Origin of the sequence: Haloarcula pellucida, assembly GCF_014647235.1 — an archaeon.
In the GTDB taxonomy this organism is placed as follows: domain Archaea; phylum Halobacteriota; class Halobacteria; order Halobacteriales; family Haloarculaceae; genus Haloarcula; species Haloarcula pellucida.
On sequence record NZ_BMOU01000006.1, the window covers coordinates 95,365 to 111,029 of the forward strand.

Here is a 15,665-nt window from a genome sequence, read left to right on the forward strand (position 1 = left end):
GCGGGTGCTAGGGACACGGCCGTATAAATGTAGAGCGGCGATGCGGTCGGTCGACGCTACGACGGGACGACCGTGATGGTCTTGCCGCGGTCGATGGCTCGCTCTAACTCCTCGGCGATGCCCGACCCGCGCGAGACCTGAATCTCGCCGCCACGAGAGACGGTGGCGGTGAAGAGGTACTCGCCGTCGGCCTGCACCTCGACGGTGTCGCCGGCGTGGCCGTCCAGCGGGACCCTGACGTGGCGGGAGGTGACCTCCGGTTGGACGATTTCGCCCTGCTTCCCGCCGCTGTCGGTCTGGGGGCCGCCGGAGGGGCCGGTGGGCTTCTCGTCTAAGGTCCGCACGTCGATGTCGATGCCCAGTCGGTTCTCCACGTCGGTGATGCGGCCGCCGCCCTTGCCGATGACCTGCGGGATGTCGTCGTCTTCGACCCAGACGACGGCGTTGTTCGGGCCGCGGAGTTCCACGTCGACGTGGCCGCGGGCGATGGAGCGAATCTCGCGTTCGACCTCCTGTTTGGCGAGGCGGTCGATGCCCGAGTCCTGTTCGTCGTCGTCCTCGTTCAGCGGGACGGTGACGACCTGCCGGTTGAACGTGTATATCTCGTACTCTGGCTGGCCGGTCTCGAAGTCCCGGACGACGATGACCGGGCGCGCGAGGTCCTCTTCCATCAGGCCCTGCGGGACCTTCACCTCGGTCGTCACGTCGTAGACGGTGTGGACCTGGCCCGCCTCGATGTAGACGACGGTGTCGACGATCTGCGGGATGAGGCCGAGTTCGACGCGGCCGATGAGTCGCTGGAGGGCGTCGACGGCCCGCGTTGCGTGGACGACGCCGACCATCCCGACCCCCGCGAGGCGCATGTCCGCGAACACCTCGAAGTCGTCGGTCTTGCGGACCTCGTCGTAGATGGTGTAGTCCGGGCGGACCATCAGCAGGGAGTCGGCCGTCTTCTCCATCGACCCGCCCAGCGCGGTGTACTGGGTGATGTTCGGGCCGACCTGCAGGTCCCGCGGCTTCTCCATCGTCTTGACGGAGTAGTCCGCGTCGACGAGGAACTCGCCGACCGCCTGCGCGAACGTCGACTTCCCGGCGCCGGGCGACCCCGCGATGAGGACGCCGCGCTGGTGTTCGGTGAAGCGGTCGCGGAGTTCGTCGGCGTGTTCGTAGTCGTCCAGGTCGGTCTTGACGATGGGTCGGACCGCCGTAATCTCCATGGCGTCCGAGAACGGCGGGCGCGCGATGGCGATGCGCAGGTCACGGAACTGGACGATGCTCATCCCGGGTTCGTCGAGTTCCAGAAAGCCCTCGGGGGAGGCGCGAGCGGCGTCCTCGATGTCGTCGGCGTACTCGCGCAACTCCGCCTCGGTCGCGAGGTCGTCGCGAATCGGCTGGTAGTGCATGTCGCCGATGGAGCCCTTCTTCGCGAACGGCTGGACGCCGACCTTGAGGTGGACGCTCATCGTCCCCTCGTCGAAGAAGTTCTCTATCTGGAGACGGTCGACGCTACGCCCGCGCGGCTCGATGTACTCCACGTCCAGCCCTTTGGCGCTGGCCACCTCGGCCTGTACGTCGTCGCTGGTCACCAGCGTCGCGCCACGGTTCTGTGCCACGTCGCGGATGAGCGCGTCTATCTCGCCCTCGCCGGCGTCTCGCTTCTCGATGGCGTCGGGACGGCGGCCGACGTACTCCACGTCGATGGTGCCCTCGTCGGCGAGGTCGACGAGACGCTGGAGTTCCTCTAACCCCTCCCAGCCGGTGTCCCGGCCGTCGTTGGCCTGTGCTTCGAGTTCGCCGACGACGGCTTCGGGGACGACGACCGTCGCGCCGGCAAAGCCCATGCCGTCCACGTCACCGTCGGGAGCGGCGTCGGCTTCTATCTGGTCGGACACGCGGCCGTCGATGACCACGCTCGTGTCCGGTACGATTTCCATATGCGGAGTAGGTGCCTGTCGCGTGATAAGGGTCCTGATGCCCGCGCTAGCGAGTGGCGTGCTAGCCGTGAGTTGCGTCGCCTATCTACTGAATCGCTCGGGCCACGCTGTGAACAGGCAGAAAGCCCCCGACCGCTCGGCTACTGCGACTCGCTGCGCGCTCACTCCGTTCGCGTGCTTGCGTCGTGGTTCGAGAGAGCAAAGCTCTCTCGTCATCACGAAAGGTGCATTGGGCCTTTCGAACGATCTCGAACGCCGAGCGGTCGGCCCCTTTCAGTCCCACCCGCCTGGCTGGCCAATCAGCGACAGTATGGCGTTTTCTGGTTCCGAGAACCGAGAGGGGCCCGCGTTCGTGTCGATACGGTCGGTAGTCAATCGACGCGGGAGCAAAGTGGGTCGACGCGGTTGGGCAAGAGAGCGGAAGTGCCGCGCCGGACCCGTCTCAAAACGGGGGCGGCTCAGTCGTCGGCGGGCGTCTCGGCCGTCTCCGTCGGGCCGAGGGGTTCCTCAGGCTTGATGGGGTCACCGGACTCCAGCCCCTTCTCTGCGAGAGCCATGCTCCCCATCACTTCGATGATGAGGCGGTTGGCGAACCCGCTGGTGATACCGCCGTTGTACGAGGAGGTGTCGCTCACGTCGTACTGGGGCGCGACTTCGACCACGTCGAACCCGAAGTCCTCGGGGTCCAGCGCCTTGACGACTTCCCGGACCATGTAGATGGCCTCGCGGGGGATGAGGCCGCCGGGTTCGGGTTCGCCGGTGCCCGGACAGTAGGCCGGCTCCATCACGTCGACGTCGAAGGAGACCCAGACGGCGTCGGTCCCGTCGGTCGCTCGCTGGACGGCGTCGGCGACGATGTCGTCCAGGTCCATCCCGCCGACTTCCATCGCGGTGTACCACTTCATGCCGGCGTCGCGCATGTCCTCGTAGGTGTCGGGGCCGGGCCAGAACCCGCGCGGCCCGATGAGCGTGTAGTTCTCGCCGGCCATGATGCCCTCGTCGTAGACGCGCTTGACCCACGCGCCGTGGTCGTACTCGAACCCGGTGAGGCCGTCCTCGCCGGTGTCGGCGTGACAGTCGAAGTGGATGAGGCCGATGTCCTCGTAGCCGTTGGCCTCCGCCCAGCCCTTGATGTCCGGGTAGGAGATGGAGTGGTCGCCGCCGATGACGATGGGGGTGGCCTGCTCGCTGATCTCGTAGACGGCGTCCTCGATGTTCAACTGGCTCTGGCGGGTGTCGCCCGGCGACACGGTGGCGTCGCCGGTGTCGGCCACGCTGAACGTGTCGAACGGGTCCACGCCCGTCTCGATGTTGAAGTGCTCGTACGGTGGGGAGGGCACCGTCGAGGCGGCCCGCACGGCGCGGGGCCCGTAGCGGGTCCCCGGGCGGATGGTCGTCGCCGTGTCCAGCGGCGCGCCGAGGATGCCGACGTCGACGTCCTCCTCGTCGAGTTCGTCCCGGTCGGCCTGCGGGAGTTTGAGGAACGTCGGGATGCCGCTGAAGATGGGTTCGTTCGCCTCTTTGTGCTTGTCGCCGTAGATGTCTTCGCCGTTGCGTTCTTCGGACATGGTAATCGTAGTGTTTCGGCCGCGTTTTCGGCACACTTCGGCCGATGATTGCGACACTACTGGATGGACGTATCGTACTGAAAAGCGTTCCTTCGGATGTGTAATACTCCCTCCGGTGACCATGCGTAGGCATGTACCGTTCGACTCTCATCTAGGTGTTCTAGGACCGTGCGCGGCTGACGGCTGGGTGGCGGCGCCGCTGGTCGGTCGAGCGGCGGAGAAACGGGGGGCGCGTCACTCGCTCGTGACGAGGTCCGGGTCCTCGCGGAACGCGAGGTGCGTCGCGACCGAGAGGCTGTCGCGAGCGTGTCTGGCACTCCGTTCGAGGAGCGTGACCGCTCGCTGGAGGACGAGCAGTGGCTCCGGGCGCTCGGCGGCGAGGTGGTCGTTCGCCGCGGCGACGCACTCGTCGACCCGGTCGAACGCCTCGCGGGCCGTCTCGGTCCCCTCGTAGTCCGGCGTCGTGACGGCCGCTCTGGTCGCACTGGCGGCCTCGTCCAGCGCCTCGGCGAGGTCGGTCACGACCTCGGCCGTGGTCGCGTCGGGAACCGTGCCGTCGCCCTCGGCCGCGAGCGTCGCTATCTCGACGGCCACGTCAGCCATCAATACGACGTCCTGTGCGACCGACCGGTAGCCGATGAGGGGGAATCCAGTCTCCAACCCGACCGCCTGATTGAGTCGCGGATTCCGGTAGGTCGCGAACACCAGTCGCAAGAACAGGTAGAACAGCTTCTCGACCTGTCCCTTTCGGGCGCTGACTTGCTCGGCGGCCTCAGGGTCCCCGTCCAGTAGCGCGGTCACGGCGTCGCTCCGTATCGCCGCCTCGGTTCGGCTGAGTCGGCCGAGTAACGTCGGCAGGTCGAAGTCGCCGGGCGCGACCGAACAGCGGACGGTGACGGTCGTCTCGGCCTGTTCGACGATGCCAAGCCCCATCAGCCGTCGTTCGGCACCGAGGACGGCGTTGCGGTGTTCGAGGCCGAGCGGCGTCGTCGCCTCGATACGGATGAGCTGGCGGCCGAGGACGTACTGGGTGACGATAGCCCGTTCGAGTGCGTCACTGGTCAGCGCGTCCGCGTCGACGGTCGCTTCCACGTCCGCTATCGACGGCTGTTCGGGGACCAGCAGCAGCGACCCGCCGTTCTCGTCGCGTTGGACGATTATCTCGTCACCTTTCTCGATGTCGTGGTGCCGGGCCCACTCTGCGGGGACGGTCACAGCCAACGTCGAGGAGCCGAGTTGCTGGACCTTCCGCTTCATCCGGACGGCGTCGGGAGTCACAGCCCGGCACACCCGCCGAGAACACGTGGTTCGACTTCGTTCACTTTCATCTGTATACACTGTCGAAACTGCAACTTATTCCGACTTATGGTAGGCACAATACGTGGTAAATTCCGAACTGGCGGACGAACGTTCGCTACCCTATCGCGAGAACGACGGCGAGGGTCACACCGAGGAGGACGACGAGGAGGCCCAGGCCGAACAGGAAGAACCGGTCGGCGGGTGAGTAGTCAGTCATCCTCTTCGCCACCGGCGACGATGGCCCGCTGTTGCCGTCCCGTGACGCTGTGGGTCGGGTAGTCGTCTTTCGTCAGGAACGCGACGGTGAGGAAGACGGTCAGGCCGACCAGCGGCGCGATGAACGTCACCAGTCCGTCCCACCCGGCCGGCACGAGACTGTTCTCGACGTACAGCAGGTTGTTCGGGATAGCGTACGTCGTCGGGATGGTGACGAAGAAGAACAGCCGAGTGAGCGACCCCGAGAGCATCCCCGCCAGCGCGGCGGGTGCCGTCGCCACGTCGGGCTTGTAGATGCCGAACACGAGTGGGACCAGCAGCCCGGCGAAGGCCACGTCGAACGCCAACACTAGCAACATCCCGGTCGCGCTCACCTGGATGGCGAAGAACGCCCCGAGGATCGTGATGGGGACGGCCATCACCCGCGTCGCCGCGAGCAGTTTGTCCGACCCCTTGCTGAGGAAGCCGGAGCCGTCGGCCTCGACGCCCTCGCCGGGCGAGTCCTCGTCGCGGATGCCCAGCACGTTCCGGGCCAGTGCGGCCGACGTGCCGAGGATAGCCCCGTCACCGGTCGACAGCGACGCGGCGACGATTCCGGCCAGTACGAGGACGGCCAGCCACGACGGAACTGCCTCCTGCAGGAGGACGTAGAGGACGGCCTGATTGCCGGCCTCGACGCCGATGGACGAGAGGATGCTGTTGGCCGACAGCGCCACGATGGAGAACGGGATGCCGATGACGAGCGTCCCCGCGGAGCCGGCGAAACAGGCTTTCTGTGCCGTCTCCGGGCTCTCGGCGGCGAACACACGCTCCATGAAGTCGATGGCGACGATGTCACCCAGCGCCAGCGCGAAGATGGTCGCGAGGTTTATCCACGACCCGGCGGAGTTGTCGAAGGGATTTATCTGGACGATTGCCGTCGGCCCCATCCCCTCCGGGATGGTGATGCCGTACGTCGTCGCGACGTAGACGATGAGGGCGATAGAGCCCGCGAGCGCGACGACGGCCTGAATCACGTCGGTGTAGGCCACGGCGAACAGGCCACCCGCGATAGTGTAGAGGAACACCACCGCGGAGATGATGAGCACGCCCTGCACGAACGTGGTGCCCATGAACGTCTGGAAGAGGAACCCGCCGGCGACGAGGTTCCCACCCAGCAGGAGGGAGAACGACAGCACCATGATGAGCGACGCGATGACTTCGGTCACCCGGCCGTACTTCCGGCGGTAGAAGTCCGGGAGCGTCATCAGGTCCATCCGGTTCATCGGTTTCGCGAAGAACAGCCCGGTGAGGAACAGACACCCGGCGAGGCCGATGGGGAGTGCCGCACCGGCCCAGAACCCGAAACTGGCGGTGAGGTCCGTATTCCCCAGCGTCGCGTTCGCGTCCAGCGACTGTGCCATCAGCGTCGCCGCCGCCAGTGGCAGTACCAGTCCCCGACCGGCGACGATGTAGTTGACGCTGTCGCCCTCTATCTTCTTGGCGACGTAGAGGCCGACGCCCATCGTCACCAGAATCATCGCGACCAGTCCGTAGAGGATGACGCTCACCGACCGACACCCCCATTACAGAACGTCCAGTTGTGTCGGCAGTCAGTGCCCGATTCGGCTATTCCGAGACGGATTCCGTCGGCGTTCGTACGCATAGTTGGGACAGAAGTTGAGAACCGACCACCACAAAAAGGGCTTACCCTGACATTGTTTACCGTCTGGGATTGACGACCAACGTACACCCACTGTTCGAACTAATAGATGGATGTACGAACAGTCTGAGGGGGGTACTTCTCTCCCTAGCGTCTTTAGAGAATATAAGGATTTGAGCGTCCGGTGACACCACTCAGACGAGTCGTGGAAGGCGTTCGCGCCCGACGGCCGCCGACTCCTCGGCCGTCTCGACGGGGACCTCCTGCCAGTTGAACAGCGCTCGACGGAACAGTCGATAACTGTACGGGTCGCCGTGGGGTGCGAACACCACGAGTGCCAGCGAATCGGGAATGTTGCGCCGGTCGACGCCCGTCAGTCCGGAGGGCGTCGACGCGGACGTGTGGGAGTGATAGAACACGCGCGGCGACGGGGGGACGGCGTCGGTGGCCGTCGAGACGAACCGTCGCCGTGGCGTTTCGGCCTCGTTGTCGAGTGCGACGTGCGACGTGGCGTACAGGCGGCCGTCGCGACGCTCACAGCCCAGAAAGCCGCCGGCCTCGTGCGGGTGGGCCGTCCGCACGTCGTCGGCTATCGCCGCTCGCACCGCTTGGGGAACGACGAGCGCGCTGGGCCGACGGACCGCGTACACAGTGGATAACCGCTACGGCAGGAAGACATAGGTACGTTTCGAACGGCGGTGAAGTAACGAGCCCTCAGACGGCCAGATACTCGGCGATGGCGTCCTCGTCGGCCAGCGTCGTCGGGCCGACTTCGTCGACGATTTCGCCGCGCTCCATCGCGTAACAGCGGTCGGCCATCTCCCGGATGACCCCGAGGTTCTGCTCGACGAACAGAATCGTCGTCCCGAGGTCGTCGTTGATGGCCTGCATGTCGCGGCTGATCTGGTCGACGATGGAGGGCTGGATGCCCTCGCTCGGTTCGTCGAGCAAGAGAAGGTCCGGGTTCGACACGAGCGCCCGCGCGATGGCGAGCATCTGTTGCTGGCCGCCCGAGAGCGTGCCGGCCTGCTGGTCGGCGCGTTCCGCCAAGACCGGGAAGTAGTCGTAAATCTGGTCGTACAGCGTCTGCTCGCTGTCGGCGTTGACCGTCTCGCCCATCCGGACGTTCTGCTCGACGGTCAGTTTCGGAAACACGTCCCGGCCCTGCGGGATGTAGCCCATCCCGGCGCGAGCGCGCTCGTCGGCGGGCGCGTCGGTCACGTCTGCGCCGGCGTAGCGAATCGTCCCGCTCGACGGTTCGAGCAGGCCGATGATGGTCTTCATCAGCGTCGTCTTGCCGACGCCGTTTTTCCCCATCACGCCGACGATCTCGCCCTCCTCGACCGAGAGGTCCACGTCCCGGAGGATTGGCGTCGAGTCGTAGGCCGCGGTGACGCCGTCCAGTTCCAGCATCAGTGCTCACCTCCGAGGTAGATGCGCTGGACCTCGGGGTCTGACTCGATGGCCTCGATGGGGCCCTCGCGGAATATCTCGCCGTTGTGGAGCACGGTCACCTCGTCGGCGATGTTCGCGACGAACTCCGTGTCGTGTTCGATGACGACGAAGGCGATGCCCTCCGCCTCGTTGAGGCGGGTGACGCGCTCGGCGATGGCCTCGCGTTCGGCCACGTCGAGTCCCGCGACCGGTTCGTCCAGCAGGAGGAGGTCCGGTTCGAGCGCGGCGGCCATCCCGATTTCGAGTTGCTGTTGCTGGCCGTGGGAGAGTTGGCTCGCGTCGACGTGTTCGTAGCCCGCGAGGCCGGCGGCCTCGATGGCGTCGTCGACCCGCCGACGCCGCTCGTCGCCGTCGGCGAACCGCTGAATGGGGAGGCGAGCGTTCTCACGCACCGTCAGGTCGCCGTACACCGACGGCACCTGAAACTTCATGCTGATACCTTTACGGACCCGCTGGTGGGGGTCGAGGTCGGTGACGTCGTGACCGTCGTAGTAGATACTCCCGCCCGAGGCGTCGTAGGTGCCGGTGACGAGGTTCAGCAGCGTCGACTTCCCGGCGCCGTTGGGGCCGATGAGACACCGCAACTCGCCCTCGGCGACCGAGAAGTCCACCTCGTCGGTGGCGGTAAAGCCGCCGAACTCCTTGCGGAGGTCCTCGGTCTGTAACAGCGTGTCCGTTCGGTCGCCCGTCGCCAGTTCCGCGGCCGTCTGGCGGACGTTCGGTCCGCCGGATGCGTCTTGGTTCGTACTCATCAGTCGCTCACCTCTGCCGACGCCTCAGGCGGTTCCGGAGTAGCGCCGTCGCTTCGCATCTCGACGTAGGTCCGGTGGACCCACGGGACGATACCGCCGGGGAGACCGAGGATGAACACCAGCAAGAGGACGCCGACGATGACGAACGCCAGTTCGCCGCCCAGCGAGTTCCGCAGGAACTCGATGCCGACGGTGGCCGTCACCGCGCCCAGCAGGGTCTTGCGGCCGCCGACGCTCACCCAGATGACCGGCAGGGAGGCGAACGTCAACTCGAACACGCCCGGACTCATGTAGTTGCCCCACGCGGCGTACAGCACGCCCGAGAGGCCCGCCAGCGCGCCGCCCAGCGTGAACACGGCGAGTTTCACGCGCTCGACGTCGTAGCCGAACATCCGGGTGCGGTCCTCGTCCTCTCGGACCGCGACCATCACGCGGCCGTAGTCCGAGTTGACGAGCGCCCGCAGACCCAGATACGTCGCCACGAGCAGCCCCAACACGAGGTAGTAGAAGGTCATGCTGCTGAACGTAATCGACGCGCCGCCGACGCCAAAGGCGAGGTTCGGGATGGTCGGCATCCCGTTGAACCCGCCCAGCGCCGCCTCGCCGATGGTCCACTCGTCGCCGGCCGTCTGGGCCATGAACGTGTGCAAGACGAGCGTCGAGACGAGGGTGATGATGGTGACGTAGACGTTACGCACGCCCCCGTAGATCATGAAATAGCCCAGCACGAACGCCATCAGCGCGCCGCCGAAGACGCCGACGAGGAACGCGCCGGTGATGCCCGCCGGCGTGGCGAAGTTCACCGAGACGACGCCGAACGTGTAGCCGGCGACGCCGAAAAAGACCACCTGTCCGAAGGAGAGGACGCCCGCGTAGCCCCACACGACCGACAGCGAGAGGCCGAGGAAGGCGTACACCAGAAACAGCGAGAACCGCGAGGCCTGATACGACCCGACGACGAACGGGTACGCCGCCAGCGCGAGGACGGCCACGAGGAAGCCGACCCAGAACCCGCGGGAGTTCCCGACGGTGTTGGGGCCCTCGAAGCGACTTCGGAGGCCGGCGAGGGCGCCGCTGTCGCCGGCGTCTGCCGGACCAGCGCCGCTCGTTTCCGTCGCCATCTACGCGCCCTCCTGTCTGCGTTCCCGAAGCGTCTCGACGAAGCCAGTGATGCCGTCCGGCAGGAACCGGATCATCACGATGGCGGTCACGAGCAGCGCGATGCGCCCGAAGAACGTCCCGAGGACGTTCGAGACGGTCGCGTTGATAGCGCCCAGCAGGCCGCCGGCCAGCGTCGTCCCCAGCACCACGCTGGGGCCGCCGACGACGACGGCGACGAACGCCTCGACGAGGAACGAACTGCCCAGCCCGGGGACCATCGTGATGGTCGGGGCGTACAGCGCGCCCGTCAGGCCGGCCAGTCCGGACCCGATAGCGAACGTCGTCATGTAGGTGCGTTCGGTGTCGACGCCCAGCGCTCGGGCGGTGTCCTCGTCCTGAATCGTCGCGCGGGCGCGCATCCCGTACTCGGTGCGGGTGAACACGTAGTAGGTCAGTGCCAGCACGCCCAGTGCGACGGCGGCGAGCATGACGCGATACGTCGAGTACGAGAAGCCGCTGTAGGCGATGTTGCCAAGCGGCGTCCCGATCTGGTCCAGCGAGTTGCCCAGCGTGATACGGACGCCCTGGACCATGATGAGCGAGAGCCCCCACGTCGCGACCATCGAGTCGGCGAGTCGGTCGTACAGCGGTTCGATGACTTTGCGGCCGAGGAACCGCTGACTGAGAGCGTTCGGGACGGTGCCCGAGATGACGACTCGTTCGACGACGAGGCCGAAGCCGGCCGTCACGAGGACGCCGACCAGCATCGCGGCGGGAAGCGGGAGGCCCGCGCGGATGTTCGCCAGCGTCGTCGCGTACGCGCCGACCATGATGAACTCGCCGTGGGCGAGGTTGATGACGCCCATGATGCCGAAGATGATGGCCAACCCCGCCGCCGCCAGCACGATAAAGGCGAAGCTATCGAGGAACTGGAACAGGAGGTTGAGCCCGTTGACCATGCTATCCGGCCTCCTCGTAGAAGTCCTGCGGGGTGTACTGCGTCTCCTCGTCCTCTTGGGTGAGGTCACAGCCGACCGTCTCCGAGAGGAACGTCTCCGGGATGACCCGGTCGTCGACGGCCTCGACGTTGTGCTGGTCGTCGGCGCGCATGACCCACATGTGGTGGTCGACGTGGTGGGTCGCGCCGTCGAGTTTGATGGACTCGCCGTCCGGGGCTTCGGGGGCCTCGTAGGTGATACCCGATTCGAGGGCTTCCCTCACTTCCGGCTGTTCGGTCGTCCCGGCCTGCTCGACGGCCTTCTTGTACATGTAGATGGAGAAGTAGTTGTTCTCCGCCTCCTCGTTGAGGTAGGGGGCGTCCGGGAACTTCTCGTAGTAGCGGTCGACGAAGCCGCCGTCGCTCGTGTTGCGGTTCGTCGGAATCTCCTCCATGTAGTTGACCCCGGCGTAGATGTTGGCCATCGCGGGCGGGTCCAGCCGGCGGTGTTCGTACCCCTGTGCCATCGCCGTCGAGGTGCCGATGGGGACGTCGAGGCCGGCGGAGGCCTTCTGCTCGTAGAAGGAGGTGTGGTTCGCGCCGACGAGCATCGACATCACGAAGTCGGGTTCGGCCGACTGGATGCGGTTGATTGTCGACCCGAACTGGGAGTTCGACAGCGGGATGAACTCCTCGCCGATGACCTCGGCGTCGTTCTCGTCGGCCAGTACCTTGACCCAGTCGGCCGATAGCTGACCGAAGTTGTAGTCCGCGGCGATAGTGTAGATTTTGGGCCCGTACTCCTCGACGAGGTACGGGAGGACGCTCCCCAACTGCTGGCGGGCCGTCGGCCCGACGGCGAAGACGTTCTTGTCACAGACGCCGCCCTCGTACTGGGTCGTGTAGAAGTACAACTGGTCCTCGCGGTCGATGATGGGGCGGATGGCCTCACGGGTCGCAGAGGAGTAGCCGGCCCACAGCGCGTCGACGTTTTTCTGGTTGATGGCCCGGCGGGTGAGTTCCTGATACCGCTGGTTGTCGGATTGGGGGTCCGGGTCGAACACCTCTATCTGCTTGCCGTCGATGCCGCCGTCGTTGTTTATCTCCTCGATGGCCAGCATCGACGCCTTGTGTTTCGGGTCGCCGACCAGCGCGAAGTTGCCCGACCGGTCTTCGAGTACACCGAGCGTGAGCGTGTCGTCACCCGAGGCCGACCCGCCGGAACACCCGGCCAGTGCGGTGCCGGCCAGCGCCGCCGACGAGGCGAGGAAGCCACGCCGATTCGTGAGGCCGTCGGTCATACGTTTGCCTCCGAAGATGGGGCAGAATCGTTCACCTTAATGACGGCTTTAGTGTACGTACCAACACGTTTCTCGCTGATACTCGGACGTTCGTCCATGATTTCGTTCACGTCCTTCCCCTTCAGCAGTACGTAAATAAGGTTTACTCATCCAATCTTATACTCTCCTTCATATCGTGTGGGGAGTATAAGGATGTGTTAGGACAGGGAAGAAAACGAGATGTACGAACGATTCGGGGCGATAATCTTGCAAATCTACAAACTTTCCGGATGGCGGGCGCGGAGGCGGAAAATGGTGCCGCGAACTGTCCTACTCGTCGACGACGACGACTTTCACCTGCTGGACGCCGCTGAGTGCGCGGAGTCGGTTGGCGAGTTCCGTGATCTCGCTGGCCGCCCCCTCGACGACGAGCGTCTCCATGCAGGTGTCGTGTGAGAGGTGGATGTGCTGGACGGAGGTGATGGCTTCGGCCATCTCGTGTTGGATGGTCTGGAGGTCGTCGGCGATACCGGAGACGTGGTGGTCGTGGACGACCACGATGGTCCCGTGGTGGCGCTCGCCGCCGCTGGTCTCCCACTCGTAGTCTGCGAAGAAGTCCCGTAGCGAGTCCCGAATCGCCTCGGACCGACTGGCGTACTCCCAGTCGTCGACGATGCCGTCGAGTCGGTCGACCATCGACGCCGGGAGCGTGAGGCTGATGCGGTCGATGTCGTCGGTCATACTCCGGCGTACGACGGTGGGGCTAATATGGCTGGCCACCCCGCCGCCGACAGTAATACTGCGCGATACAGAAGTATTATTTGTCGCGCTGAGGACCCAACGATATGCACATCCCCGACGGATACGTGGACCTGTCTATCGCCGTGTTCTGTGCCGTACTCTCCGTCGCGGTCCTCTCTGTCGCCGCCCGACGCGTCGGTGGCGAGGTGTCCGACGCACGCGCGCCGCTGCTCGGCGTCGTGGCCGCTGGCGTCTTCGCCGCACAGATGCTCAACTGGCCCATCCCGGGCGGGACGAGCGCGCACTTCGTCGGCGGCGCGTTCGCCGCAATCCTGCTCGGCCCACATCTGGGCGCGCTCTGTCTCGCCACCGTCGTCACGATTCAGGCGCTCGTCTTCGGCGACGGCGGCCTCGTCGTCCTCGGCGCGAACGTGTTCAACATGGCTATCGTGGAGGTGTACGTCGGCTACGCCGTCTATCGTCTCCTCGCCCCCTACGGCGAGTTCCGCGCGGCCTTCGCCGCCGGATGGCTGGGTATCACCGCCGGGGCGCTCACCGCCGCCGTCCAACTGGGCCTCTCCTCGGCGTTCGAGTACCAACTGCTGACGACGGTGGCTATCATGGGCGTCGGCCACCTCGTCCTCGGCCTCGTCGAGGGTGCTATCACCGCCGTCGTCTACCGCTACCTCGCCCGCGCCCGCCCGGACCTCCGACCGGACGCCGTCTCGGAGGTGGCTGCCGATGCGTGAGTGGCTGCCGAAGGCGCTCGCGCTCTTGCTCGCCCTGACGCTGCTCGCACCGGTGTTCGGGTGGGCGGCCGGACAGGTCGGCTACGCCGAACCGCTGGAGAACGCCGCCGAGGCCACGGGTGCGACGGACGACGCCGAGTCCACCGTGAGCGCACCGCTCCCGGACTACGCCGTGCCGGGCCTCGGCAGTGCGATGGGGACGTTCGTCTCGGCCGTCGTCGGGACGGCGCTGACGCTGCTGGCCGCGCTTGTACTCGGCCGACTGCTGGGGGCCGACGCGGATGCGGACTGACCTGCTGGACCGCACCGTCGCGGGTATCGCGACCCGAGCGCGGTGGTTCCTGCTGGCCGAGGACGTCCCCGACCGACGCGGGTTCCTGCAAGCCGTCGCGCCGAGCGTCAAGCTACTGGGCGTCCTCGCCCTCGTCACGGTCACGGTCGTCCAGCGCGACCTCTCGACTGTCGCCGCGCTGGCGGGCGTGGCTGTCGCGCTCGCCGTCCTCTCCCGGGTGCCGGCCCGGACCTTCTTCGGGCGGGTGACCGGCCCGCCGACGTTCGCGCTGGTCGTCGTCGCGCCACAGGCGGTCCTGATGGGCGGGCCGACGCTCGACTGGGTACCGCTGTCGGTCGCCGGGGTCGACTACGTCGCGACGTTCACGGTGCGCGTGGCCGCCTGCGTCGGCTTCCTCTCCGTGCTCCTGTTGACGACGCGCTTTGCCGACCTGCTGGCCGCGCTCCGTCGTCTCCGCGCGCCGACCGTCGCCGTCTCGCTGCTGGCCATCACCTACCGGTACCTCCTGCTGTTCTTCGCGGAACTGGAGCGGATGGTCCGCGCCCGTCGCGGTCGCACGCTCGCAGACCCGAACCTGCGACGGACGTGGCGCGACTCGGGCAACTTCGTCGGAACCTTCCTCCTCCGGAGCCTCGAACGCGGCGAGCGCGTCCAGCGGGCCGCCCGCGCCCGCGGTGGCACGGGAACGACGCCGGCCCGGTCGCGTGACTCGCTGGGTGCCGCCGACGCCGCCTTCGGTCTGGTCGTCCTCGCCACCGTGGCCGGGGTGGGGTTCGCGTGACCGCTATCGAGGCGACCGGCCTGCGCTACGCCTACCCGGACGGAACCCTCGCCGTCGACGGCGTCGACGTGACCGTCGAGGCGGGCGAACGGGTCGCCCTCCTCGGGCCCAACGGCGCCGGTAAGAGCACGCTCCTCCAGTTGCTCGGCGGCCTCGTCGACCCCGACGCCGGGACGGTCCGGTACTTCGGCGAGACGACCGACGCCGACGCGGTCCGGGACCGTCTGAGCGTCCTCACGCAGAACCCCGCGGACTACCTGTTCAACCCCACCGTCAGGGAGGACCTCGCCTACGGCCCGAGCCAGCAGGACCTCTCGGCCGTGGAGGTCGACCGGCGCGTCGAGCGCGTGGCCGACCAGTTAGACCTCGGGGACCTCCTGTCGAAGCCGCCGTTCCGCCTCAGCGGCGGCGAACAGCGACGGGCCGCACTGGCGAGTGCGCTGACCGTCGAACCCGCCGTCCTGTTGCTGGACGAACCGGTGAGCAACGTCGACGCGGCCAACCGCGCCGAGATACTGTCCCTGCTGTCGGCCCTCTCGGCGGACGGCGTCACCCTCGTCACGTCCACGCCCGATACGGAACTGGTCCCGCACGTCGCAGACCGCGTGGTGCTGCTCGACGCCGCTGGCGAGGTGGCCGCGACGGGACCGACCCGCGAGATACTGACCGACACCGACCTGTTGACCGATTGTGACCTCCGCCCGCCGCAGGTCGTTCGCCTCTTCGACGGCCGCGAGGACGTGCCGTTGACGGTTGCCGAGGCGCGGGCCCGACTCGGCGACTGATTGTGGACGAACGTCCAGACGAGTACGGGTGAGAACGACAAGCTGGTGAAAGTAAAGAACTGAGTGGCGCTATTTGCGCCGAGAGGAAGTTGCTTATCACGGCTGTCCAAACGAGGACGCATATGTTGGACAA

At 66.5% G+C, this 15,665-nt stretch carries 15 protein-coding genes; 4 read left to right on the forward strand and 11 right to left on the reverse strand.

From position 1 onward, the window contains the following. Positions 1-56: 56 nt before the first annotated feature. The 11 genes from IEY28_RS17195 to nikR all read right to left on the reverse strand — a co-directional run bounded on the left by IEY28_RS17195 (position 57) and on the right by nikR (position 12,925). Positions 57-1,934 (reverse strand): PINc/VapC family ATPase, encoded by a 1,878-nt coding sequence (locus IEY28_RS17195; protein ID WP_189000771.1) that lies wholly within the window; start codon positions 1,932-1,934, stop codon positions 57-59. A 458-nt stretch (positions 1,935-2,392) separates the two neighbouring features. Then, a complete protein-coding gene (locus tag IEY28_RS17200; RefSeq protein ID WP_189000773.1) occupies positions 2,393-3,502 on the reverse strand; it encodes an agmatinase family protein in 1,110 nt (369 codons plus the stop codon). Positions 3,503-3,736: 234 nt separating this feature from the next. Next, complete coding sequence (locus IEY28_RS17205) at positions 3,737-4,759, reverse strand: phosphate signaling complex PhoU family protein (RefSeq protein WP_189001378.1); 1,023 nt, start codon at positions 4,757-4,759, stop codon at positions 3,737-3,739. A gap of 251 nt (positions 4,760-5,010) precedes the next feature. Beyond that, entirely contained in the window at positions 5,011-6,567 is a 1,557-nt protein-coding gene (locus tag IEY28_RS17210) for a high affinity choline transporter 1 (RefSeq protein ID WP_189000776.1), read from the reverse strand. 286 nt (positions 6,568-6,853) lie between these two features. Next, positions 6,854-7,309: a Mov34/MPN/PAD-1 family protein gene (locus IEY28_RS17215; protein ID WP_189000791.1), complete on the reverse strand. Its 456-nt coding sequence runs from the start codon at positions 7,307-7,309 to the stop codon at positions 6,854-6,856. 64 nt (positions 7,310-7,373) lie between these two features. Next, entirely contained in the window at positions 7,374-8,072 is a 699-nt protein-coding gene (locus IEY28_RS17220; protein ID WP_189000794.1) for an ABC transporter ATP-binding protein, read from the reverse strand. After that, positions 8,072-8,866, reverse strand: a complete 795-nt coding sequence (locus IEY28_RS17225) for an ABC transporter ATP-binding protein (protein ID WP_189000797.1) — start codon at positions 8,864-8,866, stop codon at positions 8,072-8,074. The genes IEY28_RS17220 and IEY28_RS17225 overlap by 1 nt, the downstream gene beginning before the upstream one ends. Then, a complete protein-coding gene (locus IEY28_RS17230) occupies positions 8,866-9,987 on the reverse strand; it encodes a branched-chain amino acid ABC transporter permease (RefSeq protein WP_189000800.1) in 1,122 nt (373 codons plus the stop codon). Before IEY28_RS17230 ends, IEY28_RS17225 begins: the two co-directional genes overlap by 1 nt. After that, a complete protein-coding gene (gene urtB, locus IEY28_RS17235; RefSeq protein ID WP_189000803.1) occupies positions 9,988-10,926 on the reverse strand; it encodes an urea ABC transporter, permease protein UrtB in 939 nt (312 codons plus the stop codon). Position 10,927: 1 nt separating this feature from the next. Next, on the reverse strand, positions 10,928-12,205 hold the full coding sequence (locus IEY28_RS17240; protein ID WP_189000806.1) for an urea ABC transporter substrate-binding protein: 1,278 nt from the start codon (positions 12,203-12,205) through the stop codon (positions 10,928-10,930). A 309-nt stretch (positions 12,206-12,514) separates the two neighbouring features. Then, positions 12,515-12,925 (reverse strand): nickel-responsive transcriptional regulator NikR, encoded by a 411-nt coding sequence (nikR, locus tag IEY28_RS17245; protein WP_189000808.1) that lies wholly within the window; start codon positions 12,923-12,925, stop codon positions 12,515-12,517. A 104-nt stretch (positions 12,926-13,029) separates the two neighbouring features. On the opposite strand from nikR, the gene IEY28_RS17250 reads away from it, so the two are divergent. Genes IEY28_RS17250 through IEY28_RS17265 form a run of 4 tightly spaced genes read left to right on the forward strand, consistent with a single transcriptional unit; the run spans position 13,030 to position 15,532 of the window. Continuing rightward, positions 13,030-13,674 carry an energy-coupling factor ABC transporter permease gene (locus IEY28_RS17250; protein WP_189000811.1) on the forward strand — a complete coding sequence of 215 codons (645 nt, stop codon included), beginning with the start codon at positions 13,030-13,032 and terminating at the stop codon, positions 13,672-13,674. Beyond that, positions 13,667-13,966: a PDGLE domain-containing protein gene (locus IEY28_RS17255; RefSeq protein ID WP_189000814.1), complete on the forward strand. Its 300-nt coding sequence runs from the start codon at positions 13,667-13,669 to the stop codon at positions 13,964-13,966. The genes IEY28_RS17250 and IEY28_RS17255 overlap by 8 nt, the downstream gene beginning before the upstream one ends. Further along, entirely contained in the window at positions 13,956-14,747 is a 792-nt protein-coding gene (cbiQ, locus tag IEY28_RS17260) for a cobalt ECF transporter T component CbiQ (RefSeq protein WP_189000817.1), read from the forward strand. The genes IEY28_RS17255 and cbiQ overlap by 11 nt, the downstream gene beginning before the upstream one ends. Further along, positions 14,744-15,532: an energy-coupling factor ABC transporter ATP-binding protein gene (locus tag IEY28_RS17265; protein WP_189000820.1), complete on the forward strand. Its 789-nt coding sequence runs from the start codon at positions 14,744-14,746 to the stop codon at positions 15,530-15,532. The genes cbiQ and IEY28_RS17265 overlap by 4 nt, the downstream gene beginning before the upstream one ends. Positions 15,533-15,665 lie beyond the last annotated feature (133 nt).

Excerpts from the sequence above, each read along its gene's own strand:
- IEY28_RS17225 (WP_189000797.1), bottom strand. The coding sequence starts at position 8,866 with ATGAGTACGAACCAAGACGCATCCGGCGGACCGAACGTCCGCCAGACG.
- IEY28_RS17230 (WP_189000800.1), bottom strand. The coding sequence starts at position 9,987 with ATGGCGACGGAAACGAGCGGCGCTGGTCCGGCAGACGCCGGCGACAGC.
- IEY28_RS17255 (WP_189000814.1), top strand. The coding sequence starts at position 13,667 with ATGCGTGAGTGGCTGCCGAAGGCGCTCGCGCTCTTGCTCGCCCTGACG.
- IEY28_RS17205 (WP_189001378.1), bottom strand. The coding sequence starts at position 4,759 with ATGAAGCGGAAGGTCCAGCAACTCGGCTCCTCGACGTTGGCTGTGACC.
- IEY28_RS17240 (WP_189000806.1), bottom strand. The coding sequence starts at position 12,205 with ATGACCGACGGCCTCACGAATCGGCGTGGCTTCCTCGCCTCGTCGGCG.
- IEY28_RS17195 (WP_189000771.1), bottom strand. The coding sequence starts at position 1,934 with ATGGAAATCGTACCGGACACGAGCGTGGTCATCGACGGCCGCGTGTCC.
- IEY28_RS17220 (WP_189000794.1), bottom strand. The coding sequence starts at position 8,072 with ATGCTGGAACTGGACGGCGTCACCGCGGCCTACGACTCGACGCCAATC.
- IEY28_RS17200 (WP_189000773.1), bottom strand. The coding sequence starts at position 3,502 with ATGTCCGAAGAACGCAACGGCGAAGACATCTACGGCGACAAGCACAAA.
- IEY28_RS17250 (WP_189000811.1), top strand. The coding sequence starts at position 13,030 with ATGCACATCCCCGACGGATACGTGGACCTGTCTATCGCCGTGTTCTGT.
- urtB (WP_189000803.1), bottom strand. The coding sequence starts at position 10,926 with ATGGTCAACGGGCTCAACCTCCTGTTCCAGTTCCTCGATAGCTTCGCC.
- nikR (WP_189000808.1), bottom strand. The coding sequence starts at position 12,925 with ATGACCGACGACATCGACCGCATCAGCCTCACGCTCCCGGCGTCGATG.
- cbiQ (WP_189000817.1), top strand. The coding sequence starts at position 13,956 with ATGCGGACTGACCTGCTGGACCGCACCGTCGCGGGTATCGCGACCCGA.